This is a genomic window from Streptomyces sp. NPDC056061, assembly GCF_042266885.1.
Lineage (GTDB): Bacteria > Actinomycetota > Actinomycetes > Streptomycetales > Streptomycetaceae > Streptomyces.
In genome coordinates this window covers 333571-357054 of the sequence record NZ_JBHJWQ010000005.1, presented here as the reverse complement: position 1 = coordinate 357054, position 23484 = coordinate 333571, and the positions used below count along the sequence as shown (strand labels likewise).

21 protein-coding genes and 1 pseudogene are annotated in these 23484 nt (G+C 73.9%); 5 read left to right on the top strand and 17 right to left on the bottom strand.

Annotated features, from left to right (window positions below; genetic code table 11):
- Positions 1-181: 181 nt before the first annotated feature.
- The 4 genes and pseudogenes from ACFC79_RS11520 to ACFC79_RS11505 all read right to left on the bottom strand — a co-directional run.
- A pseudogene (locus ACFC79_RS11520) lies at positions 182-409 on the bottom strand (transposase); the annotation flags it as partial.
- Between the two features lie 189 nt (positions 410-598).
- Positions 599-1813 carry a cytochrome P450 gene (locus ACFC79_RS11515; protein WP_376238256.1) on the bottom strand — a complete coding sequence of 405 codons (1215 nt, stop codon included), beginning with the start codon at positions 1811-1813 and terminating at the stop codon, positions 599-601.
- Between the two features lie 294 nt (positions 1814-2107).
- Positions 2108-3052, bottom strand: a complete 945-nt coding sequence (locus tag ACFC79_RS11510; RefSeq protein ID WP_376238253.1) for a M56 family metallopeptidase — start codon at positions 3050-3052, stop codon at positions 2108-2110.
- Entirely contained in the window at positions 3049-3381 is a 333-nt protein-coding gene (locus ACFC79_RS11505; RefSeq protein WP_376238311.1) for a BlaI/MecI/CopY family transcriptional regulator, read from the bottom strand. The genes ACFC79_RS11510 and ACFC79_RS11505 overlap by 4 nt, the downstream gene beginning before the upstream one ends.
- A 263-nt stretch (positions 3382-3644) precedes the next feature.
- On the opposite strand from ACFC79_RS11505, the gene ACFC79_RS11500 reads away from it, so the two are divergent.
- The gene (locus ACFC79_RS11500; protein ID WP_376238251.1) at positions 3645-4313 is read left to right on the top strand and encodes a DedA family protein; all 669 of its coding nucleotides are present in this window, start codon (positions 3645-3647) and stop codon (positions 4311-4313) included.
- Entirely contained in the window at positions 4313-4909 is a 597-nt protein-coding gene (locus tag ACFC79_RS11495) for a phosphatase PAP2 family protein (RefSeq protein ID WP_376238249.1), read from the top strand. Before ACFC79_RS11500 ends, ACFC79_RS11495 begins: the two co-directional genes overlap by 1 nt.
- 380 nt (positions 4910-5289) lie before the next feature.
- Here ACFC79_RS11495 and ACFC79_RS11490 read toward each other — a convergent pair whose 3' ends face one another.
- From ACFC79_RS11490 to ACFC79_RS11480, 3 genes are all read right to left on the bottom strand, one after another.
- A complete protein-coding gene (locus ACFC79_RS11490; RefSeq protein ID WP_376238246.1) occupies positions 5290-6504 on the bottom strand; it encodes a PP2C family protein-serine/threonine phosphatase in 1215 nt (404 codons plus the stop codon).
- A 177-nt stretch (positions 6505-6681) separates the two neighbouring features.
- Positions 6682-7437, bottom strand: coding sequence for a GNAT family N-acetyltransferase (locus ACFC79_RS11485; protein WP_376238243.1), 756 nt, complete (start codon positions 7435-7437; stop codon positions 6682-6684).
- Between the two features lie 878 nt (positions 7438-8315).
- Complete coding sequence (locus tag ACFC79_RS11480; protein ID WP_376238241.1) at positions 8316-9038, bottom strand: adenosylcobinamide amidohydrolase; 723 nt, start codon at positions 9036-9038, stop codon at positions 8316-8318.
- A gap of 334 nt (positions 9039-9372) precedes the next feature.
- Between ACFC79_RS11480 and ACFC79_RS11475 the strand changes: the two genes are divergently transcribed.
- Positions 9373-10416 (top strand): PRC and DUF2382 domain-containing protein, encoded by a 1044-nt coding sequence (locus ACFC79_RS11475; protein ID WP_376238239.1) that lies wholly within the window; start codon positions 9373-9375, stop codon positions 10414-10416.
- Positions 10417-10733: 317 nt separating this feature from the next.
- On the opposite strand, the gene ACFC79_RS11470 is transcribed toward ACFC79_RS11475, so the two are convergent.
- The 7 genes from ACFC79_RS11470 to ACFC79_RS11440 all read right to left on the bottom strand — a co-directional run bounded on the left by ACFC79_RS11470 (position 10734) and on the right by ACFC79_RS11440 (position 19107).
- Entirely contained in the window at positions 10734-11957 is a 1224-nt protein-coding gene (locus tag ACFC79_RS11470; RefSeq protein WP_376238236.1) for a beta-ketoacyl-[acyl-carrier-protein] synthase family protein, read from the bottom strand.
- Entirely contained in the window at positions 11954-12229 is a 276-nt protein-coding gene (locus ACFC79_RS11465) for an acyl carrier protein (RefSeq protein ID WP_376238234.1), read from the bottom strand. The genes ACFC79_RS11470 and ACFC79_RS11465 overlap by 4 nt, the downstream gene beginning before the upstream one ends.
- Before the next feature lie 261 nt (positions 12230-12490).
- A complete protein-coding gene (locus ACFC79_RS11460; protein WP_376238232.1) occupies positions 12491-14359 on the bottom strand; it encodes an acyl-CoA dehydrogenase in 1869 nt (622 codons plus the stop codon).
- Between the two features lie 25 nt (positions 14360-14384).
- On the bottom strand, positions 14385-15665 hold the full coding sequence (locus ACFC79_RS11455) for a beta-ketoacyl-[acyl-carrier-protein] synthase family protein (protein ID WP_376238230.1): 1281 nt from the start codon (positions 15663-15665) through the stop codon (positions 14385-14387).
- Positions 15666-15831: 166 nt separating this feature from the next.
- Entirely contained in the window at positions 15832-16764 is a 933-nt protein-coding gene (locus ACFC79_RS11450) for a carbohydrate kinase (protein WP_376238228.1), read from the bottom strand.
- Positions 16765-17001: 237 nt separating this feature from the next.
- Complete coding sequence (locus tag ACFC79_RS11445; protein WP_376238225.1) at positions 17002-17871, bottom strand: ABC transporter substrate-binding protein; 870 nt, start codon at positions 17869-17871, stop codon at positions 17002-17004.
- A 312-nt stretch (positions 17872-18183) separates the two neighbouring features.
- Complete coding sequence (locus tag ACFC79_RS11440) at positions 18184-19107, bottom strand: LysR family transcriptional regulator (RefSeq protein ID WP_376238223.1); 924 nt, start codon at positions 19105-19107, stop codon at positions 18184-18186.
- An 80-nt stretch (positions 19108-19187) separates the two neighbouring features.
- On the opposite strand from ACFC79_RS11440, the gene ACFC79_RS11435 reads away from it, so the two are divergent.
- Positions 19188-20459: an MFS transporter gene (locus tag ACFC79_RS11435; protein WP_376238220.1), complete on the top strand. Its 1272-nt coding sequence runs from the start codon at positions 19188-19190 to the stop codon at positions 20457-20459.
- Here ACFC79_RS11435 and ACFC79_RS11430 read toward each other — a convergent pair.
- On the bottom strand, positions 20449-20766 hold the full coding sequence (locus ACFC79_RS11430) for a cupin (RefSeq protein ID WP_376238217.1): 318 nt from the start codon (positions 20764-20766) through the stop codon (positions 20449-20451). The two genes, ACFC79_RS11435 and ACFC79_RS11430, sit on opposite strands and share 11 nt — an antisense overlap.
- Before the next feature lie 201 nt (positions 20767-20967).
- Positions 20968-21246, bottom strand: coding sequence for a hypothetical protein (locus ACFC79_RS11425; RefSeq protein WP_376238214.1), 279 nt, complete (start codon positions 21244-21246; stop codon positions 20968-20970).
- 189 nt (positions 21247-21435) lie between these two features.
- On the opposite strand from ACFC79_RS11425, the gene pgm reads away from it, so the two are divergent.
- The gene (gene pgm / locus ACFC79_RS11420) at positions 21436-23076 is read left to right on the top strand and encodes a phosphoglucomutase (alpha-D-glucose-1,6-bisphosphate-dependent) (RefSeq protein WP_376238212.1); all 1641 of its coding nucleotides are present in this window, start codon (positions 21436-21438) and stop codon (positions 23074-23076) included.
- 82 nt (positions 23077-23158) lie between these two features.
- Here pgm and ACFC79_RS11415 read toward each other — a convergent pair whose 3' ends face one another.
- On the bottom strand, positions 23159-23389 hold the full coding sequence (locus ACFC79_RS11415) for a hypothetical protein (protein WP_376238315.1): 231 nt from the start codon (positions 23387-23389) through the stop codon (positions 23159-23161).
- Positions 23390-23484 lie beyond the last annotated feature (95 nt).

Here is a 23484-nt window from a genome sequence, read left to right as displayed (position 1 = left end):
CCTCGGTGACCGGTTCCAGCCGGGTCAGGTCGCGCACCGCGGCCAGGACGTGGGTGGAGTCCGTGCGTTGGGTGGTGCGCTCGCGGACGAGACCGGCCTCTTTCAGGCGCGCGAGCACGAGGTCGAGGAGACGGTCGGCTCGGCCGCCCTCGGTGAGACGCTCGCGGAAGTCGGCCAGCACGCTGTGATGGAAGCCGGGATCATCCAGTTCCATGGCCGGCGCGTACGTGAAATCGATGCGGCAGCGAACCGCCTCGGCCGCCTGCCGGTCCGACAGACCGAGCAGGAACTGCAGCACACAGACGGTGGCCAGCTGGGCGGGCGAGATGCTGGGGCGGCCGTCGCGCGGGTACCAGTCGGCGAAGTCCTCGTCACGCCGCAACCCGCCCACGTGGTCTCTCACCCACATCGCCGTTGTACCGCCCGGGTTGCTCGCCCGTGCCATCTGCACGGTCAGAGACGGAATTTGCTCACCAGAACGGGCGTGGAACGACAACGGGCACCTCGACAACTGCATCGGTCCTTGAACAGAGCCGAGCATGCCCGTTGATCACGCCGCCCCGCCGGGGATCACCAAGATCCCCGACAGAGTCAGCCCTTAGCGCAGGCGCACCGGGAAGGCGGCGAAACCGTTCGCGACGAACGAATCGAGGCGGATCGCCGGGGGCGCCGCCTCGTCGACGCGCAGGCCGGGGAAGCGCGCGAACAGGGCGGGCAGGGCAATCGACGCCTCCAGCCTGGCCAGCGGGGCGCCGACGCAGAAGTGCACGCCGTGGCCGAAGGAAAGGTGTTCCTTGTCGGGGCGGGAGATGTCGAAGCGATGCGCGTGCGCACCGTGCCGGAGGGGATCCCGCCCGGCCGCGGCGTAGGTGGCCAGGATGGCGTCGCCGCGGGCGATGGTGGAACCGTCGGGGAGTTCGATGTCCTCGACGGCGAAGCGCAGCGGCAGGTTGGCGATGGGCGGGGCCCAGCGCAGGGTCTCCTCGACGGCCTCGCTCCACAGCACCTCACCGGTTCGCACCCGGGCGAGCTGCCCGGGGTGGGTGAGCAGCGCGTGGACGGCGTTGCCGATCAGGTTGACCGTGGTCTCGTGGCCCGCGGCGACGACGAGGACGAGGGTGCCGACGAGCTCGGTCTCGGTGAGGCGGGAGCCGTCCTCGTCACGGGCGGCGATCAGCGCGCTGGTGAAGTCGTCGGCCGGCCGCTCGCGCCGTGCCGCGATGAGGTCCACGAGCAGGTCCGCGAACTCCCGCAGGGTGGCGAGTGCCCGTTCCGGCGTCGCGGTGGTGTCGAAGATCTGGCTGACCAGGCGCGAGCTGTCGGCTCTGCGTTCCTCGGGCACACCGAAGAATTCGCAGATGACACCCATCGGAAGCGGATGGGCGAAGGCGCTCCGCAGTTCGGCGCGGCCGTCGGGAGCCGCGGCCATCCGGTCGAGCAGCGTCGCGGTGATCTCCTCGATGCGGGGGCGCAGTACGTCGATCCGCCGTTTGGTGAAGGCGGGTGAGACGAGTCTGCGCAGCCTGCGGTGGTCGGCGCCGTATGCGGTGAACATGTTGGACACCCCGACCCAGGTGTTGATCCAGCTGTCCCGGTACGCGCCGCTCCGCCAGGGCGGCCAGTGCAGGTCCGGGTCCTTGGACACCCGGTCGTCGGTGAGAAGCCGCTTGAGCACCGCGTAGCCGGTGGGTGCCCATGCCCTGATGCCGCCGGGGAGTTCGACCGGGGCGACCGAGCCGTGCGGGCGGAACGATTCCGCCTCGCCGTGGATGTCCCGTCCCGCGGGGTCGATGGCGATCGGGCACTGTCCCATGGTGTCTCCTGTCTGCGCACGGCACGCCCGGAGCGGACGTCGGGAGTAGCAGGAGTGCCATCGTCGGGGTGGCGCGACGGCGCGCGGAAGAGCGCGCGGCGGCGCAAATGAGTGAAGGAAGGGGCACTCGACCGGCACCGTCCGTGAAGCAGGCGCCGCGGGATCCGGGCCCCGGCGCGGGCGGGTGTCGGCAGGAGCCGGGGTCCGGCGCGGGCGAGTGTCCGCGGGATCCGGGGTCCGGCGCGGGCGGGTGTGGGACGGCGCGGGCTCCCGGCCCCGGTCGGGACGGGAGACTCAGCGCTGCGGGGCCTCTCCCTGGGCCACTTCGATGCTGCTGTGGAGATCGCTCGTGGCATCGAGCGCGGCGGTCGCGGAGACGACGAGGCAGGCGAGGAGGGCCGCGGCCGCGGCCCGCCCGGCGCGGGGGCGCGGGGCCGCGCGGCCGAGCAGCGCGGCGACGCGGCGTGGCACGGGCCCTGCCAGCGCGGCGAGCGCCGCGCGGGGCCGGGGGCGTGCGGAGCCCCCGGCGGCGCGTGCGGCGAGCGCGGCGCACCCGATGGCCCGGGCGACGACCCGTCGGTCGCCGACGGCCGGGGCGGCGGCCTCGTCGGCGCAGCGTTCGAGGGCGTAGGCCATGGGGCCGCGCAGGGACCGCAGCGCGGGGTGGCAGAGTGCCGCCAGTTCGACGGCGACGGTGAAGAGGTGGTGGCGGCCCGCGAGGTGGGCGCGTTCATGGGCCAGCAGCGCTTCTCGTTCGGCCGGGTCCAGGGCGCGCAGCATCGCGGTGGTGACGACGATCCGGCCGGCGGTCCCGGTGCGGCCGGGCAGCGCGTACGCGTCGGGACGGCTGTCGTGCAGTACGACGAGTTCGCCGTCGGCGTGCCCGGACGTCCGTGCGGCCCGGTGGAACTCCGCCCGGCGCCCGTGCACGGTACGGACGACCGTGGCGGCACACCCCGCGAGCAGCGCCAGTGCCGCGGCCGCGAGCGGCACCGCGACCGCGGGGGCGGCCTCGGAGAGCGGCCTGACGAGTTCACCGAGGGCGGAGACCGCCGGGAACCGGGTCGCGCCGGGCACCACCAGCAGGGCGAGCGCGAGCAGCCCGCACAGGGCGAGGCCCACGCTCGTCGCGACGAGCAGCCGTACGGCACGCACCGGCGGCAGGGCATCCGCCAGACGGCCGGCCGCGGGCGCCGCGAGGAAGGGCACCAGCAGGGGAATCCACACGGCGTAGATCATCGCGACTCCCCGTCGAGCAGCTCGCGGAGCAGCCGCTCGTCCTCGTCCGTGAGCTGTGAGACGAAGCGTGCCAGCACGGTGCCGCGGTCCGGCTCCTTCCGCATTTCGCTGTGCATCCGGCGGGCGGTCATCCCGGGAGCGTCCTCGGTGGGGGTGTACGCAAAGCCGCGACCGGCCCGGGATCGGGCGACCGCGCCCTTCTCGTGGAGCCGCGAGAGGATCGTGGTGACGGTGGTGCGGGCGAGCTCCCGCCCGATCGCGTCCTGCACCTGGCCGGGAGTCAGGGGCGTCTCGGCGGCCCACAGGGCAGCCAGGATCGTGGACTCCAGCTCGCCGGACGGGCGCCGTTCGGCTCCGCCGTCGCGCCGGGGGACGGACTCCGCGAGGTTCTTCGCCGTCGCGTCAGGGGTCGTCGGGCCGTCCGGACGGGGAGCGGGACCCTCGTCGGCTCCGTCGGATATCCCCTTCACCTCGGTCACGGGAACTCTCCTACCCCTTCGAGCGTCTACAGTGACGTAGACCGTCTACATCACTGTAGTCAGTCCGGGCGTGCCGCGAGGCCGCCCGCCCACCATTATGGGAGAGCTCCGTCGTGTCCTTCTTCTCGTCGGCATCCGTGCCCCAGGCGGTGAACCTGCTGGACGCCGGTTCGCTGCTCGGTGCGTTCGGTGCTCTCGGCATCGCCGTCGTGCTCTTCGCCGAGACAGGACTGCTCGTCGGGTTCTTCCTGCCCGGCGACTCGTTGCTGTTCACCGCGGGGCTCCTCTGCGCACCGGGCACGCACGGCCCGGTCGGGCTGTCCCTGCCGCAGGTGCTCCTCGCCGCGGTGACCGGTGCGCTGCTCGGCGCGCAGACGGGCTACGGCATCGGCCGGCGCGGCGGACGGTTCCTGCTCGCGCGCAGCCGTACCCGGCGGCTGCACGAGGGCGCCGCCCGGGCCGAGGAGCTGCTCGGCCGGTACGGCCACGCGCGGGCGATCGTCCTGGCCCGCTTCGTGCCCGTCGTGCGCACAGTGCTCAACCCGCTCGCCGGGGCGCTCGGCGTTCCCGCCCGGGTGTTCCTGGTCTGGCAGATCGTCGGCGGGACGGTCTGGACCGTGGGGCTGGTACTCGCGGGATACGGGCTGGGCTCCTCGATACCCGACGTGGACCGCTACCTGCTGCCGATCGTGGCCGTCGTGGTCGCGGCCTCGCTCGTCCCGCTCGCCGTCGAACTGCTCCGCCCACGCGGTCGGCGCACCGTCGAAGGAGACAACAACTGATGCCCCTCGCCTCCTCCATCGACGGTGGCCTGTACACCTGGGTCGCCCGGCTGGCCCAGCACTCCCCCGCCGCCCTCGACTCGGCCGTCCGCGCCTGGTCGGACTACGGACTGTCGCTGTTCGCCCTGCTGATGCTCGTGTCCTGGTGGCGCTCGCGTTCCGCCTCTCCCGCCCGTACCGCCATGGCGCTCTGCGCCCCGCTCGCCGTGGTGGCCGCGTTCCTCGTCAACGACCTGGTGAAGTCGTTCTTCCACGAGCAGCGACCGTGCCGGACGTTGCACGTCGTGACGGTGGAGGCATGCCCCGCGCTCGGGGACTGGTCCTTCCCCAGCAACCACGCCGCCATCGCCGCTGCCGCGGCGACGGCGATCTGGCTGACCGATCGCAGGCTCGGGGCGATCGCGATCCCCGCCGCTGTACTCATGGCGGCCTCCCGGGTGTGGATCGGAGTCCACTACCCGCACGACGTGCTGATCGGGCTGGTCACGGGTGCTCTCGTGGCCTGGCCGTTGATGGTCGCGGCGCGACGCGGCGGGCCGGCGGCGGTGGTCCGGTTGCGGAAGTCACCACTACGCCCCCTGGTGACCGTCCGCTGATCACGGGTTCCGGGCGCGGCGGCGCCGGGTCGGTCGGATCCGCGAGGTCCGGCACGTCCGGCCCCGGCTCCGTGACGAGGCGTGCGGGCGGGTGGATGACGGCGACACCCCGTCGCGGTCGACGCAGTGCGGTGCGGTGCCGACACCCGTCCCTGCCGGGCACCGTTGCGCCGGGGCAGCAGCGCCCGACCCGCACACGGCGTCGGTCGACCGACGAGGGCCACGGCCATCGGGCCACACGGTGACGCCCCGGGCGCCGCACCCGCCGTGCGGTACGGAACGGCCACACATGTCCCCGTGCGACAGACGTCCCGTCGGGACATGAGGGTCGACGGTCCCGATCGGCCCGGCGGCACGCCGCGACGACCGGCCGGTATGCGCTACCGCGCGCCGGTGGCCTGCGCCGCCCGACGGCCGCCCCGTGCGGCGGGAGGTCGCGGACCGTCGATTCCGGCCGATGCCCGACGCAGGGCGAGCACGGCGATGTCGTCGCGCCGCACGCCGCCGGAGAAGCGCTCCAGGTCGCCGCTGAGCGCTGCGAGGACGTCGTCCGGCCCGCGTTGCGCCCAGCGCCCCAGCCTGGTGTCCAGCGGGTAGAAGGCACCGGACGCGTCCCGGGCCTCGGTGACGCCGTCGGTGAAGAGCAGGAGGGTGGCGCCGGAGGGGAAGTCCAGCAGTTCCGCGGTCCGCGCCTCGCCGCCGAGCTCCGCCAGTCCCAGCGGCACGGAGGTGTGGCTCAGCGGTACCTCGCGGGCCGTGTCGCCGTGCAGCAGCCGCGGGGACAGATGCCCGCAGTTGACGGCTCGTACCCGGTTCCCGCCGTCGACGCCGAGTACCAGGGCGGTGACGAAGCGCTCCGCCTCGCCCGCCTGGACGGAGAAGGCGTTGTGCCGGGCGACCGCATCCTCCAGTGCGTCGACCACGCCGGTCAGGGTGGGCTCGCGGATGGCCGCCTCCCGGAACGCGCCGAGCACGGCGAAGCCGGCCCCGATCGCGGCGAGCCCCTTTCCCTGGACGTCCCCGATGATCACTCGGGTTCCGTAGGGCGACTGGACGATCTCGTAGATGTCGCCGCCGACCAGGTGGTCCTCCTCGATCGGCGCGTGGATGCCGTGGGCGATGATCTGGTCGGTCGCGATGGGCAGCGGGCGCAGGATCTGCCGTTGGAGGGCGACGGCGGCCGAGCGCAGCCTGGCGATCTCGGCGGCGTGCCGGATGCGCAGCGCACAGGCACCGACCCCGAGGAAGCAGGCCACCACGGTGAAGACGACGCCGCTGGTGACGTCCCAGAAGGTTCCCCCGATCACCAGCCGTGAGCACACGACGACGGCCGTGATCCAGGAGGCCACCCCCATGGTCTGACGGATCGTCCCGAAGACCGAGACGAGCGCGGGCACGACCACCAGCAGCGGTACGAGTCGCATGTCCTCGCCGGTCCGCAGATCGAGTACGGCGATCAGGGCGGTCAGCGCCACCAGCCCGCCGAAAAGTGCCGCATTGCCGATCCTGGGGGCGTAGACGGCCGCCTCGCCGGGATCCGTGCCCGGGTGTACCGCTCCGCGCCTCGCAGCCTGGTGCCGCAGCCGGATCGACACGGGGCACTCCTCCCGGGGCCTGCCGGCCCGTTGCCGGCGTTCCCTCCCAGTCCAGCCGGACCGGCGGGGCCGGCGCACGGGGCCTACGGCCTCTCGGGCCCGGCCGAAGGTCCCGGAACGAGGGACGGCGGGCCCTTGGACCCGTGCGCGCGTGGGCGAAGGACCCGCCGCGTGCGGTCAGCGCACGATCGTCGCCCGGTCGTCGGCGGTGGCCGGCGCACCCGCCGGCCACCGCTGCGGGACGAGCGCCGAGAGGAAGGACGTGCGGCGACGCAGGACGAACCCCAGGGTCTCGTAGAGCCGGACGGCGCCGGTGTTGGAGGCGGCCGCGTGCAGGAACGGCGTCTCGCCGCGCTCCCTGATGGCGTGGGCGACCGCGCGGACGAGTGCGCCGCCGAGCCCCCTGCCGCGTGCGGACTCGTCCGTGCACACGCCGCTGATCTCGCTCCAGCCAAACGGGCGCAGACGCTCGCCCGCCATGGCGACGAGCGCCCCGTCGCGGCGGACACCGAGATAGGTGCCGAGCTCCACCGTGCGGGGCAGGAACGGCCCCGGCCGGGTGCGGGCGACCAGGTCGAGCATCTCGGGCACGTCGGCGGGCCCGAGCCGTACGGCCCCGGGGAACGGCTCGGCGGCAACCCCCGCGTCGACGAGCTGGACGCCCTCGGCGTGGAAGACGATCTCCCAGTCGTCCGGCGGCGGCTCCCGGAACGCGGTGATGGTGACGGCCCCGCCAGGTCCGGCGAGCGCCGCGGCATCCGCCCAGTCCCCCGCCCCCGGCGCGTCCGGGACCGCGAACCACGGTGCCACGTCCGGGTGGTAGCGCAGGATGCTGCCGCGTCGCCGCGCGAAGTGGGCGTGCGGGCCGGTGAGTGCGGCGCCCACCGGGTCGTCCAGCGGGTGCGTGTCGGTCGCGGCGCGGAACGCGGTCATGCGGTGGCCCCCGGTCCGCCGTCGCGCGTGAACACGTACACCTCGGGCATGTGCGTCCTCTCTCCCGGTTCCTGACGGCGACGGTCCGCGACGGTTCGGCCGGCCCGGTCCGCCGTCGGCCACAGCAGCGGGAAGGAGCGTGCCCGCGCCCGTATTCCCGCACGGGCCGGTTGTTCACCGGACCGCAACGTTCCGGCGCGCCCGGCGGGTTCGGCGCCGTCTCCGGTCGGCGCCCCGCCGAGCTGCCGGGGAATGGGGAATGGGGCCTTCCCCGTTCGCGCACGGCCGGGAGTGCGGGGAAGCACGTGTCGTCGGGGCCCGCCGGGGACGACGGGACAGCCCTCGGCCGGATGAACCCGTGGACGAGACCTCGGCGGATCCGCTGTTTTCCGGCCATGGACACGTCCGGGGACACCGCCGCGGCACGGCCCGTCGCACCCGCCCGCATTCGCGCGCCCCGGAGCCGGGTCGGTTCGTACGGCGCGGCCCGGTGGATTACGTGCCGGTTCCGGCGGGCCGGGTGAGGCCGGTCGTGGACGATGTGCCACACCCGTCGGACACCGGGGAATCGGCCCGGCTCCCGGGACTCGGCAGCCGCTCGCTGCACCACCGCGGGCTCCCCGCCGCGACGCGCACCGTCGTCGGCCACCCGCGCGCCCGGTTCCGCCGGCCGATGCGCCCGCGACCGTGCCACCGTCGATTTCGACTCAACTACCGCCGATGTTACGGGGGTCGGCCCCGACGGGACGTCGGCTGTGGCAGTCTGGGAAACGACCGCCCCACCGGGCTCCCCCGTACCGGTGGGGCGGCTCTGCTGCCCGGCGCGCTTCACCTGCGCCGTGCGCCGGCGCCCCGGTCGGCCCTCGGCCCGACGGGGTTCAGCGTTGCCGCAGCGCCCCGTCGAGCACGGCGGCGTGCACGGCCCGGGCGAGTCGTGCGCCCCAGCGGGAACGGGGTCCGGCGAAGAGTTCGCCGGGACCGGTTCCCGGGGAGGGAGCCGCGACGCAGACGGCGTCGGTGGGGGTGCCGGAGCAGTCGAGGCCCGCGTCCAGAAGTGCCTGCACCTTGGCCTCGGTGGCGGTGGCGACGGCGTTCACGAGCGCCGCGTCGGAGAGTGCCACCGGCAGGGTGACGACGATGTTGACCGTGCCCGGCCGGGGCGGTTCCCCGGTGTCCGCACCGGGGGCGGCGGCCCAGCCGCGCACGCCGAGCCCGCAGGTTGCGGTCGCCGTCGCGCCCCCGTCGGTCGCGGCGGTGTACGCCGTGACGTCGGCTGCCGTCATCAGCCCGACGCCGGGGCCGGTGAGCCGCTCCGCCGCGGCGATCTCGGCGAGATGGCGGTCGGGGTCCAGACGTGGGTAGCCGCCGGGCACCTGGGCGTTGAGGATCCACTCGCGCGGGCCGATTCCACCCCCCAGCACGGCGCTGCTGCACACCCGCCACCCGGGCCCCAGTCGCCATACCAGGTGGTGGAGATCCACGCCTTCCTCGCGCCGGGACAGCAGTTCACCGCGCTGCTCGGGCAGCCGGATGCGTACGGAACGGATGGGACACCCCCGGTGGGACGACGGGACGAGGCCGACGACCGGCCGATCGATCATATGCGCCGGGTCTGCGGTCTCCCCGGGGTGCCCGGGACCGTTCCGGCGGGCCCGTCTCGCCGGGCGCGCCGCGGTCGTGGATCGGGCAAGTCGGCGCGGCGCCCGTGGCGGGGCCACCGCCCACACTCACCACCCTCACCCGATTGGCCTAACGAAGGTACGGTCCGCGCACCGCCGTGCGGAGCCGCAACCGCCGATGCGGCGCGCATGCGGCGGTCCGCCCGGGCGAGTGGGTCGGTTGCAGCGCCCATCCGGGTGAGGCGCGATGGGAAACGGACGCGCCTCCCCTGATGGACCCAGCCACAGGACGCGCCCGGGTGAGGAGGAATCGGTCATGGGAGCCGCTGACGGTTTCACGGATTCCGGAGAACTCGACGGTCTGTCGGTGTACGACACCGCGGGCGAGAAGGTCGGCAGTGTGGGCCGGGTGTATGTCGACGACAACACCGGTCGCCCGGACTGGATCACGGTGAAGACCGGCCTGTTCGGCATGAAGGAGAGTTTCGTGCCCCTTGCCGGAGCCCGCCGTGTGGGCTCCGACCTGCACATTTCGCACCCGAAGGACCGCGTCAAGGACGCTCCCCGGGTGGACGCGGACGCCCATCTGTCGGTGGTGGAGGAGGAAGAGCTCTACCGGCACTACGGCCTCGCCAGGAACACGACGGCAGGGCTCGGTGGACGGACGGACACGGGGACCACGACGTCGCGGACGGGAACCGGGGCCATGGGCGCCGCGGGAGCCGCCGGGACCGGCGCCATGGGCGCGTCCGGCACCGGGCGCGACACCTCGGCCATGACGGGCCCGTCGGCCTCCGGTGCGGACACCTCCCGCAGCACCACGTCGGGTACGACCGGCGCAGTCGGAGCCGGGGCGGGCGCCGGCAGGCATCGCGGCGGGACCGCCGCGACGGGTCGCCCCCTGGTCGGCGCCGGTGCGGGAACCGAGCGGTCCGCCGGTCCGATCGGCAAGGAGGAGATGATCCGATCCGAGGAGCAGTTGCGCCTCGGCACCGAGGAGTACGAGAGCGGCAAGGCCCGCCTGCACAAGTACGTCGTCACGGAGAACGTCACCCGGACGGTACCGCTGACGCACGAGGAGGTCCGGGTGATCCGGGAGCCGTTGCAGCCCGGCGAGAAGGCGACGGGGGCCGCCGACATCCGCGAGCAGGACGTCGAGGTCACCCTGCACGCCGAGCGCGCCACCATGCGCAAGGAGACCGTGCCCGTCGAACGGGTGCGCATGGAGACCGAGAGGGTGACCGAGCAGAAGGAGATCTCCGCCGAACTGCGCAAGGAGCAGATCGACTACGCCGACGGCAAGAACATCGGCGGCGAGCGCGGCCGGGGCGGTGAGTTCGGCCGGGGCCGCAACCGCTGACACCCGCGCGCGGGCGCACGCCGCAACGGCGGCGGGCGGAAGCGACATGAGGGGCGGAGCCGGGTGACGCCACGGGTCCGCCCCCTCCGCGTCCCGCGGGCCGGGCGGGACCGGGCGCAGCGAGGAAGCCGCCCGGGCCGTCCCGGACCGGGCGATGACCGTGGACGACGGCCCCGGACGCACGAGTCGTCCGGCCTGCCCGACCGTCGGAGCCCGGCGGCGCCCGCGCACGACCGCTCGTCGCCGCAGGGCCCACGGCGCCGGTGGTACGCCGGGGCCACGGGATGCCCGCGCCCGTCGCCACCACCTGCCGGTCGCTACGGCCGCCGAAGGGCGAGCACGGCGTTGTGCCCGCCGAAGCCGAAGGAGTGGCTGACGGCCCGTCGGACCGGTCGCCGCAACGGTTGCCCGACGACGCAGTTGATGTCGAACTCGGGGGCCGGGGCGTCCAGGTTGGCGATCGGCGGCACGACACCCCGTTCGAGGGTCAGGATGGTCAGTCCGGCCTCGATCGCCCCGGCTGCCCCCATGCAGTGGCCCAGGACGCCCTTCGGGGCGGTGACGGGAGGACGGTGGGGATAGACCCGGCCGATGAGGGCGGCCTCGGTGGCGTCGTTGCTCGGTGTGGCCGTGCCGTGGGCGTTGACGTGGTCGACGTCGTCGGGCGCCCAGCCGGCGTCGCGCAGCGCGGCCTCGACCGCGGCCTGCGCGATCGTGCCGGAGGGGTGCGGGCTGGTGGGGTGGTGGGCGTCGGTGGTGGCGCCGGTGCCGGCGAGCAGTGCCCGCGGCGCGGCACCGCGGGCCGCCGCGTCGGCCGCCCGTTCCAGCACCATGACGGCGGCGCCCTCGCCCATCACCAGCCCGGCGCGGTCGGCGGCGAAGGGCCGGCACCGTCTGGCCGGGGCGCCGTCCGCCCGGGCCGCCGCACCGGACCGGGCGAACCCGGCCATGGCGACCGGGTACACGATCGACTCGGTGGCTCCGGCGATCGCGATGTCGCACTGGCCGGTGACCAGCAGGTCGCGGGCGACCGACAGGGCGGTGGCGCCGGAGGAGCAGGCGGTGCACGGTGCCAGACTCGGGCCGGTGGCCCGGAACTGGATGGCGATCTCCGCCGCGGGCATGTTCGGAATGGTGAGCAGGATGCCCGACGGCGACGTGGCGTCCGGCCCCAGCCGGTCGAGGACGACGGCCTGCTCGGTCAGCGCCGCGGAACCCCCGCTGCTGGTGCCGACGACCACCGCCACCCGGTGGCCCTCCCATGTCGCCGGATCGAGCCCCGAATCGGCGACCGCCTCCCTGGCGGCGAGAACGGCGAACTTGACGTACCGGCCCATCCGGAAGGACGTGCGGCCGCCGATCTCGGTGTCCAGGTCGATGCCGTCGACCGTGCAGGCGAAATCGATCGCGCAGCCCTCCAGTTCCGGGACGGTGCGCACCGGCGAGACGCCGGCGCACACGCCCTTCCAGGTGGACTCGGTGTCGTTGCCGACCGGAGTGATCATTCCCAGGCCGGTGACGGCGATCTCCGGCCTGTTCATCGGGCGTTGCTCAGGTGTGCCTCGTCACGTGTCGGCATCCCGCCGCCGGTGGGTGCGCCGAGGTACCGCGAGATGTCGGCCAGGGTGGCGCCTTTGGGAAGCCTGTCCAGATCGCCGCCGCCGGACGTCTCCCTGAGCAGCACGGCGAACTCGGCCACGGCGAGGGAATCCATCTCCAGGCTGTCCATCGTGGACTCGGGACGGATCTCGGCGGCCGGCACCTTGAAGGTGTGGGTCAGGACCTCGGTGATCCTCGGGTGAATCGTACTCATGAGCTTCCTCTCCATCATTCGGTACGACTGTCGGTGTAGTGGGGACGCATCGTCCCGACGTCCGATCAACTGGGTGACGTGGATCCAGTTACGCGTTGCGGCGAACCGATTCGGCACCGCCGGTCGGCGACGGCGTGCACCACCGGGCCAGAACGGCCGCCGTACCCCAGACGACCAGCAGAACGACACGTACACCGAGGGCCCCCGCGGCTTCCCGCACCCGATCGATGCGCACGCCCGTTCCCGCACCGGTCCCGGCTCTCACCGCTCCCCCGGAGCCGTCGCCCGGCCGCCGTCCCGCCGCCAGGACGCGTCCGGATCGTCGTACGCGTCGACGTAGTCGGCCCCCGCGATGGGCCAGTCCGCGAGCAGTTCGGCGGGCAGCGCGAAGGAATCGACGAGTTCGGGCAGCCGGTCGGCGACGTCGGTGATCAACCCGTCCAGGACATCCGGCAGCAACTCGACCTGTTCCGCGGTCACATACCCCGCGGCAAGGAGGTCCCCGCTGTTGCGGGCGATCCGGTCGAGTGCGAACAGGCGCTGCAGTCTGGTGAGTTGATCCCGGGCGTGACCGCACGGAAGACCGGCCACCGCGTCCGCGTACGCCTCGGCGGCCTGCCGGTGGGCGTGGGCTTCCACGCCGCGCAGGGCGGGTCCGGAAGCGGCGTTCCACCGCCTCAGCGGATCGCCGTGCGGGGTGCTTCCCATGCGCCGCCTGGCGCGGCGGAACCAGATCTCCTCCAGAGCTTCCAGGAGGCCGCCCAGGAACCGCGGGTCGGAGAGATCGCCCGGTCCGCCGCCCCGGGGGGCCGGGGGCTCGCGCTGCTCGGCCGCGAAGAGCATTTCCGCGGCCGCCTTGGCGTGAATGGCCAGATTGTCGCCCTCCGCAGTGATGGCGCCCTCCACCCCGGTGAGCAGTGCGCTCATGCCGTTGTTCTCCAGGAGCGCCTGGGCACCGCACCGTTCACGGCATTCGACGATCACGGACCGGGCCTGCCAGGTGATCCACCCCTTGGCTACGGCGACCAGGCGCTCCGCCTCCTCCCGGCCGGGGCCCACCCGGCCCCTGTGCGTCTCCCAGCGGTCCAGCGCCCTGCGGTGCAGCAGGCTCATCGCGAAGACGGTGGCCATGGCCCCGGCGAGCGGCCCGTGGTGGCTGCGATGGGCCATCACCGGAACGCGCCCCGTGCCGCGGGGCCCGGAGACGCGGCGGTGGGCGCCGTAGCGCACGGCGACGGCGAGCGTCGCACGCGCGGAGCCGACCGCGCAGGCACTCATCGAGATCTTGCCCGCGGTGACGCGCCCGATCGACGCGAGGAGGCGGCGCCTGCGATTGCCGACGCCACTGCTGAACCCGCCGTCCTCACCGATCCGCCCGTGATCCCCGCCGAGCAGTGCGTCGCGCCCCACGAAGACCCGGTCGAAGGAGGTCAGGCAGTGGTCCACCGGACTGCCCATGCGCGCGGGGAGCCTGCGGACCCGTACACCGGGGAGCGCGCGTTCTGCGTCGGTGAGCGGTACGAGGAAGAGGAACACCCCCTGGTCGTCGCCGTCGACGAGGAGCCGCGCGGCCACCAGGCCGGTCTTGGGGCCGCCCGCCGGGCTGGTGTTGGGCATGAACTTCTGCGCGCCGGCATGCGGCGTGTGCAGCACGAACCCGTCGCGTGCGCGGTCGTAGCGGGCCGTGGTCTCGATGGCCGCCGCGTCGTTGCCGTGTTCCACCTCCGTGCAGAGAAAGGTGCCGACGCTCCGCAGGCGGAGGAAGTCCGACAGATCGCGCCGGCGGTCGTCGTGGTCGAGGAGACTGCCGAGGAAGAGGTTGTAGTGGATGCCGGCCACGGTGGTGAACGTCGGGTCGACCGGGCCGAGCCATTCGTGCAGCGCCGCCAGGGCGCGGGGGTCGGCGGCGAGCCGGGCGCCGCTGTCGAGGCTGTCGTTGAGGACGCGGAGCCGCTCGTACGCGAGGTCCAGGAGTTCCTCGGGGGTCGGGCGGTCCGGACGGCGGAACGGTTCCGTGCCGATCAGCCGCCGCCAGGAGCCGTGCTCGCGGCGGTGGTCGTCGCCGAGGAGCACCGCGGTGAGGAGTTCCGTGGACCGTTCGGTGAACGGGCCGTCGGTCGTTGAGGTCATGGACCGTCAACGATTCAGTCAACGACTAGGACACCGGGGGCAGTCCGTCGCCGTGATCCCGAACCAGCCTTTCGGAACAGGCGCGTTGGAAGGCGAGCACGACATTGTGCCCGCCGAAGCCGAAGGAGTGGCTGAGCGCCCGCTCGACGTCCTGCGCGCGGGGCTCCTCGACCACGCAGTCGAGACCGAACCCGTCCGGCGGCGAGTCCAGGTTGGCGACCGGGGGCACGAGGCCGCGTTCCAGGGTCAGTACGGTGGCCACCGCCTCGATCGCCCCGCCCGCGGCAAGGGTGTGCCCGAGTACGCCCTTGGGTGCCGTCACCGTGGGCCGGTGCGGGAACACCGCGGAGATGAGTTCGGTCTCCATCGCGTCGTTCAGCCGGGTGGACGTGCCGTGGGCGTTGATGTGATCGACCTCGTCGGCGGCCCAGCCCGCCTCGTGGAGCGCCGCCCGCACAGCCCTGCGGGCACCGGCCCCGTCCGGCGACGGCGCCGTGGGGTGGTGGGCGTCGGTGCTGGAACCAGTGCCGGCCAGCAGCGCCCGCGCCCGTCCGCCGCGCGCGTACACGTCGGGCGTGCGCTCCAGCACCACCACGGCCGCTCCCTCGCCGAGCACGAAGCCGTCCCGGTCCGCGGCGAACGGCCGTGACGCGCCCGCCGGATCACCGGTCCGCCGCGAGAGCGCTCCCATGCCCGCGAAGGCGCTCACCACCAGCGGGGTCACCACGGATTCCGCGCCGCCCGCCACCACCACGTCGCACTGCCCGCTCGTCAACAGGTCGCGGGCGACGGCGATCGCGGTCGCCCCGGACGCGCACGCCGTGGCCGGTGCCAGGCTGGGACCGTGTGCCCGCAGCGCGATGGCGAGTTCCCCCGCCGCGGCGTTGGGCATCATCATCGGGACCAGGAGCGGCGACACCGATTCCGGACCGCCGTCGTCCAGCCTGCGCACGTTGTCGGCGAGCACCGCGACCCCGCCCACCCCGACCCCCAGCACCACACCCACCCGCGCGCCGTCCCACCGCTCCGGTGACAGCCCGGCGTCCGCCACCGCCCGGCGGGCGGCGACCAGCGCCATCTTCACGAAACGCGCCATCCGCCACACCGAGCGCCCGCCGACGGCCTCGTCCAGGTCGATCCCTTCCACCCGGCAGGCGAAGTCGACCGGGAGCCCGGCCAGTTCGTCACAGCGCCGGGCCGCGGACGCCCCGGAACACAATCCCTCCCAGAACGTGCGCTCGTCCGCTCCCGCGGGGGTCACCATCCCCAGTCCGGTCACGGCGACACCGGTGTCGTCCCGCCCCATGTTCCGCCCCCTCCTCCATAATCGATCATGCCTACTGGTTGTCGAACGGCCGTAGCCCCATTGAGGATGCGGTGAATGATCCGAACGAGTCACGTACGGGCCGCTCGCACCGGCCCGTACCCCGTTCCGGTGACCGCGTTCCGCCGTCCGTGGCGGTCCGCCGGGCTCAGACCCGGGCGAGTGCGGCCCGCAGTTCCGCCCCGTCCGGCGGATTGGCCCCCGCCCGGGCCACGGTGACGGCGGCCGAGGCCGCCGCGTGGCGCAGGACGTCGGCGAGGACGGCGCGGCCCGCCCGCCGCAGTGGGTCCCGGCCGCCGGGACCGAGCAGCCCGTGCGCGGCGAGGGCGTGCAGGGTGCCCGACATGAAGGCGTCCCCCGCCCCCACCGTGTCGACGACATCGGTGACGGGCGCGCCGACCGCCACCCGCACGCCCGCCGAGACGGCAAGGGCGCCCTTGTCCCCCAGGGTGACGAGGACGAGCGCGGGGCCGCTGTCCAGCCAGCGCTCCGCGACCGCTTCCGGCTCCTCGCCCGGGTACAGCCACGCCAGGTCCTCGTCGCTGGCCTTGACCACGTCGCCGAGCGCGACACAGCGCTCGATCCTGCGGACGGCCGCGTCGTGTTCGCCCATCAGTGCCGGCCGCACATTGGGATCGAAACTGACGGTCGCGGACGTCCTCAGCGACTCGACGGCGGCGAGGACGGTGGCCGAGCCCGGCTCCATCACCGCGGCGATCGAACCGGTGTGGACGTGGTGGGGCGGCCGGGCCGGAGCAACCGGGGCAAGGGTCCAGGCGATCTCGAAGGCGTACGCGGCCCGGCCGTCCCGGTCGAGGCTCACCGCGGCGGACGGGGTGGGCACCGGGGCGCCGTCCGTGCGGACCTCGACCCCGGCGCCGGCGAGGTGGTCGCCGATCAGCCTGCCGTTGTCGTCCGGGCCCAGCTGGGTGAGCAGCGTGGTGGCGTGTGCGAGCCGGGCCAGGCCGAGGGCCACATTGGCCGGGCTGCCCCCGGGATGGACCCGGGCGGCCTCGCCCGGCAGCCGGACGATGTCGGCGACGCATTCTCCGATGACCAGCAGGTCGGATCGGTCGGGCATGGGGGTCTCCTGGCATGCGGTGCCGCGGCTGTCGCAAGGGGCCGGTGCGGGCCGCGAACACGTCGGACCCCCATCCTGCCCGCACGCGTGGGGGAACCGGACGCCGTCGGGCTTGCGGGCGGTGGCGCACGGCCGCGACCGGAAGCCTTCGTACGGCGCACGCGCGCCCGTGCGGGCGGGGAGCGTGGATGCCGTCCGCGCCCCCGCGGCCGCGTCAACCCGCGGTCGGACCCCTCCTCACCGGCCGGTGGCGGACTCCAGCGCGTCCGCGACGAGGCCCAGGAACCGCGTGTGGGCCTGCGGGCTGCACACCGGCTCCGGGTTCCAGTCCACCACCTCGGCGGCCCGCTCGATCGCCGTCCAGTCCTCGTTGCTCCGGAGTCCGTCGATCGGGGCGGCATGGGCCCGGATGTCGGCGAGGACGGTCGCGGGGCGCAGCGCCCGCGCCTCGGCCCATCCGACCGTGGACCAGTTCGCGCCCGGTCCTTCGGCCGGTTCCACGAGGTCGACGCCGAGTTCGGCCAGCGCGCGCAGCTCGGGCCACATGCGGGGGCGCGCCAGGTGGGCCTGCTCCCGCCCGGCCGGGGAGAGGGCGAGGACACGGGGCCGGCCGGGTCCGGCGCACTGCGCGCGCAGCCGGTCCCGGGCGGCCTCCAGGTACTGTTCGGCGGTCCGTACCGACCCGGCCCCGAGCGATTCGGCGAGGTGCGCGAACCGGTTGCCGATCTCCGTGAAGGAGCGTGCCCCGCCCACGTCGATGACGACGACCGGCACGTGTTCCTCCAGGTGCTGGGCGGTCTTCGGGGCGATCCCGTAGACCTGTCCGCCGCCGTAGCTCACGGCCACGACGAGGTCCGGCTCCGTGCTCAGCAGGGTGGCGGCGTCCAGGGCGCTGCCCGCTCCGACGTAACGCACGCCCTCGGACGGGAGCGATCCCGTCTTCGCCGTGTCGGGCACGGCGTCGTCGTCGTGGTCGGAGCCGAATATCGCGCTCGGGCACACCCCGTGGTCCCACAGGGTCGCTCCGGCCTGCACGTAGGCGAGCACTCTCGCCGGGGTCCGCTCGGCGGTGGACACCTGGCCACGGTCGTCGGAGAACTGCCACACGGTACGCTCCCTCGCCTCGTGCGCCCCTCGGTGGCGGGCGCCGGCTCCTCTTCCCGTTCGTACACCAGTACCTGCCCGGTGATGACCGTCGGCACCCGCCCCGCGGCCGGTCCGGCACGGATGGCGCGAAGCAGTCCCCGCGGAACGCACGGGGCCGCCCGGTCGGTCCGGTCGGACGTCCACGGATCGTGACGCCCACGGCTGCTCGCCGGACGGCGTGCACGGGGCCGTCGCGGGCCGCGGACACGAGGTCGGCCGCTCCGGTCCTCGGCGCGGCGCTCCTGTGTTTCCTCCCCGGGCGGTGGCTCCCCGTCAGTGACCGGTGTCCGGGACACCGGGCGCGGGAGACTCCCCGGGACCGGCCGCCGCGTCGACGCCGAGTCCGGCCAGGAACGCCGCGGCGGCCGGGGTGGGGCGGAACCGGCTCCAGACGAGCCGCTCCGTGCGGGCGGGCGCCTCCCGGACCAACAGGGTGTGCACGCCGGTCAGTTCCGCCGCGAAGGCGGCTGGCAGCAGGGCGACGCCGAGCCCGCTGCGCACCAGCCCGACGATGAAGTCGGTGCCGCTGACCTCGAAGGGCACCTCGCGGGTGAGACCCATCGCCGCGAACGCCTCCTCCGACTGGGCACGGGCGGCGGTGCCGTCCGGGAAGTCGACGAACTTCTCCGTCGCCAGCCGGTCCAGACCGACCTCGGTGCTGCCCGCCAGCGGGTGGGTCGGGGCGACGACGGCGACCAGTTCGCCGGTGGCGAGCTCCCGGTCCCTGACCCCCTTGGGCCGGTAGCTCGGCAGCACCCCCAGGAACGCCACGTCGAGCGTGCCGTCCCGCACGTCCCGGACCAGGTCCTTGCTCGCACCGTCGCGCAGGACGATGTGCACGTGCGGGTGGCGGAGGTGGAAGGCCCGCAGGGCGGCCGGTACGTCGACCGCCGCGACGGTCGGGATGGCGCCCACCGCGAGCCTGCCGCGTACCTCCCCCGCCGTCGCGGCGACCTCGGTCCGGGCCCGTTCCGCCGCGTCCAGCGCCTGCCTGGCCGCGGGCAGGAACGCCTCGCCCGCGGCGGTGAGCCGCACCTGCCGACTGGTCCGCTCGAAGAGCCGGGCGCCGAGTTCCTTCTCCAGCCGTGCGATCTGATGACTCAGGGCGGACTGGACGACCAGGCACCGCTTCGCGGCACGCGTGAAGCCGCCGAGTTCCGCCACCGCGACGACGTACCGCATCTGCTGAAGTTCCATCCATCCATCGTGAATCACGATCGATGAAATGAAAAACATGTGTTGGACTCATGGATGACGGATCCAGGACGCTGAGGGACATGGCACTTTCCCCCTCCGTCGGCGGGACCCGTGACCGGGTCCCGTCCCGTATGTCCACCGACTCCCCCGCGACCGGGCGCGGCCCGGTGCTGCTGATGGCCCTGGCCTCCGGGCTCTCGGTCGCCGGCAACTACTTCGCACAGCCGCTGCTCGACGTCATCGAGCGCGATCTGCACATAGGCGTGACCGCGGCGGGCCTGATCGTGACGGCGGCCCAGGCCGGTTACGCGCTGGGCCTGATCCTGCTCGTGCCGCTCGGGGACGTGCTGGAGCGCAGGCGGCTGGCCGTGTGCCTGTTCGCGCTCACCGCCTTCTTCCTGCTGGCGACGGCCGTCGCGCCGAACGGTCCGCTGCTGATCGCCGGGACCCTGCTCGTCGCACTGACCTCCGTGGGGGCACAGGTGGTGGTTCCGTTCGCGGCCACCCTCGCGGCCCCGGAGGAACGCGCCAGGGTCGTCGGGCTCGTCATGTCCGGGGTGCTGCTCGGCGGGCTGGTCGGCCGACTGGCCTCCGGCGCCCTGTCCGAACTGGGCGGGTGGCGGACCGCGTACGGGGTGAACGCCCTGCTCATGGTCGTGATGGCGGTACTCCTGCACACCCGGCTGCCGCGGCTGCCCCGCTCCCACGAGGCGGCTTTGACCTCGTACACCGGGCTGCTGCGCTCGACCCTGGCGCTGCTGCGGCAGGAGCCCCTGCTGCGCTGGCGATCGGCCATCGGTGCCTTCTCGATGGCCTCGTACAGCGTGCAGCTGACCGCGCTGACCTTCCTCCTGACCCGGTCACCGTTCGGCTGGAACGCCGCCGCCATCGGGCTCTTCGGGCTGCTGGGCGTCATCGGTGTGATGGGCATGAACGTCGCCGCCCGGCTGAGCGACCGCGGGCGGGTACAGGTGGTGTCGGGGACCGCGACCGCGCTGCTGACCCTCTCGTGGCTGCCGTTGCTGGCCGGCGAGTCGTCCCTGCCCTGGCTGGCGGTCGGGGTGGTCTCGCTGAACATCGCCCAGCAGGCCGGGCTCAACAGCTGCCAGAACGTGATCTACGCACTGCGCCCCGAGGCCCGCAACCGGATCAACTCCGGCTTCATGACGCTGTTCTTCCTGGGCGGTGCGACCGGGGCCGTGCTCGCTTCGGTGGTCTGGTCGCGGGCGGGCTGGAACGGGGTGTGCCTGCTGGGCGCGGCGCTGGCCGCGGGGAGCCTGGCCCTGTGGGTCCTGGAGCGGCTGCGGACGGCGGGCACCGGTGAGCCCGCGACGACGGCCGTCATTCGTTGACGGTGGTCAGCAGCACCACGGCGTCCTCCAGCGCCAACAGCCCGTGCCGCTCCTGCGGAATGGGCTGGAGCCGTCCGGTGCCCAGCTCCACGTTCCCCGAGCCCGCAGTGAGCCGTACCCTGCCGCGGAGCACCTGGAGGGAGGCCGCGGCGGGGGCGTTGTGCTCGTCCAGGGCAGTGCCCGCGGTGAGGGCGATGACGGTCTGGCGCAGGGGCTCCTCGTGGAGCAGGCGGTGGGCACTGCGTCCGTGCGCGGAGGAGCGCGCCGCCTTCAGATGCTCCTCGGCGAGGGCAAACAAGTCGTCCATGCGCCCACTCTGCCGCACCCCCGGCCGGCTCGCGATCCTGCCGGCACCCGTGGCGGGTGCCCGTTCCCCGTCCGCGGCCGCCCCGGCGTCGGCGGCGACCCGCCGGACGGGCGTTCCGGGGGACGGGCCACCGGGACGGGCACGCCGGGCGGGCACCCCCGGCGCGGACGCCGTCAGCCATCAGCGGTCGGCCGAAAGCGGTCAGCCGTCAGTGATCCACCGGTGCCTGACGTCCGGTTCCCCCTCCTCGTTGCGTTCGCCGTCGTCGAACCCGATCCCGGTGAATCCGTGCCGCTCGCAGAAGGCCCGGGACTCCGGGAAGAGCCGGGTGAGCAGTTCCGCATCCTCGGGCGCGGCCCGCCGCAGCCGTACCGTGCCGGCCGTCGCGGATTCGTCCGATACCGAGCGGTCCTCCTCCCGTTCGGCCGGAAGCCGTCGCTTCGCCCGCCGCGCGGCGGGCAGTTCGTCATCGTGGCGCACCCTGCGCCGGTGCCGGCGGCGGCTCCACGGGATTCGGCCCGGCCCCGGCGGCCTGCGCGTCCTCACCCGCCGCCCGGGCGGCGGGGCGGCGGCGGGGCGGCGGCGGGGCGGCGGCGGCCCGGTGTGCGTCACCCGCGAAGATGACGGGGCGGAAGTCCGCAACGACCGACCGACACGGAGGAATGGCACATGCCGCACGAACGAGCCGGGCAGCCGGCCCGGCCGGAGGATCTCACCGATGTGGCCCGCCTGGTGACCGCGTACTACACGCTGCACCCGGATCCGGCCGAGCCGGGTCAGCGGGTGACCTTCGGCACCTCCGGCCATCGCGGGTCGTCGCCGGCCACGGCGTTCAACGAGGACCACATCGCCGCCACCAGCCAGGCGATCGTCGAGTACCGGGCGCGGCAGGGCACGGACGGTCCGCTCTTCCTCGGCGCCGACACGCACGCGCTGTCCGAACCGGCCCGGATCACCGCCGTCGAGGTGTTCGCCGCCAACGACGTGACGGTGCTCGTCGATCCGGCCGACGGGTACACCCCGACGCCCGCGGTGTCGCACGCGATCCTCACGCACAACCGGGGCCGTACCTCGCGCCTCGCCGACGGTGTGGTGGTGACGCCGTCCCACAACCCGCCCGGCGACGGCGGGTTCAAGTACAACCCGCCCCACGGAGGCCCGGCCGGTTCCGAGGCCACCGGCTGGATCCAGGAGCGCGCCAACGAGATCATCGCCGCCGGCATGAAGGACGTGCGCCGCATCCCGCACGCGCGGGCACGGGCGGCGGCGACCACGGGGACGTACGACTTCCTGGACGGCTACGTGTCGGACCTGCCCTCCGTGCTCGACCTGGACGCGATCCGCTCGGCCGGGGTGCGGATCGGTGCCGATCCGCTCGGCGGCGCGTCGGTCGCGTACTGGGGCCGCATCGCCGAGCAGCACCGGCTGGACCTGACCGTGGTCAATCCGCTGACCGATCCCACCTGGCGGTTCATGACGCTGGACTGGGACGGGAAGATCCGGATGGACTGCTCGTCGCCCCACGCGATGGCCTCGCTGATCGAACAGCGCGACCGGTACTCCCTGGCGACCGGAAACGACGCCGACGCCGACCGGCACGGGATCGTGACGCCCGACGCCGGGCTGATGAACCCGAACCACTACCTTGCCGTCGCCATCGACTACCTCTTCTCCCACCGGGAGGGGTGGCCCGCCACCGCGGCGGTCGGCAAGACGCTGGTCTCCTCGGGAATGATCGACCGGGTCGCCGCGGGTCTCGGCCGGGAACTGGTGGAGGTGCCGGTCGGCTTCAAGTGGTTCGTCGACGGACTCGCCGACGGTTCGCTCGGTTTCGGCGGCGAGGAATCGGCGGGAGCCTCGTTCCTGCGCCGCGACGGGTCGGTGTGGACGACCGACAAGGACGGCATCGTCCTGGCGCTGCTCGCCTCGGAGATCCTCGCGGTGACGGGCCGGACGCCGTCCGAGCGCTACCGGGAACTGGCCTCCCGGTTCGGTGAACCGGCCTACGCGCGGATCGACGCCCCCGCCGACCGCGCGCAGAAGGCGGTGCTCGCGCGCCTCTCCGCCGAGCAGGTCACCGCCGACACCCTGGCCGGTGAACCGGTGACGGCGGTGCTCACCGAGGCCCCCGGGAACGGCGCGCCGATCGGCGGCATCAAGGTGGCCACGGACAACGCCTGGTTCGCCGCCCGCCCCTCGGGCACCGAGGACGTCTACAAGATCTACGCCGAGTCGTTCCTGGGAACCGACCACCTCGGCCGGGTGCAGGAGGAGGCCCGGGCGGTGGTCTCCGCCGCTCTGGACGCCTGAGGACGGGCCGGAGCCGCGCGACGCGGCTCCGGCCCGCCCGGCGGGGTCGCGCCGCCCCGCTCCCCGGCTCGCCGGTCCGGGGTCAGCGCACCACGTCCACGAAGACCGGGTTGGTGTGGAACCAGGTGTCGAGCCACGGGTTGCCCCTGCCGGGCTCGTGCGGGAGCGGGCCGTGCGGGTCGATCGCCGCGCCGAGGAATCCCCTTCCGTGCCGCTTGCCGTCGCTGCCGCGCAGCCGCAGGTAGAACGGGGCGCACCGATGGCGCCCGGTCGCGGACGCGCACGCGGCGACACACCCCGGTCCGGGCGGCACGACACGGGCACGAGTGGCAGTCCGCGGTCGCCGCAGCCCCATTGCCCCGCGCGGGCGACCGTGGTTGAGTGCACCCAGGTGAAGATATGAATCGA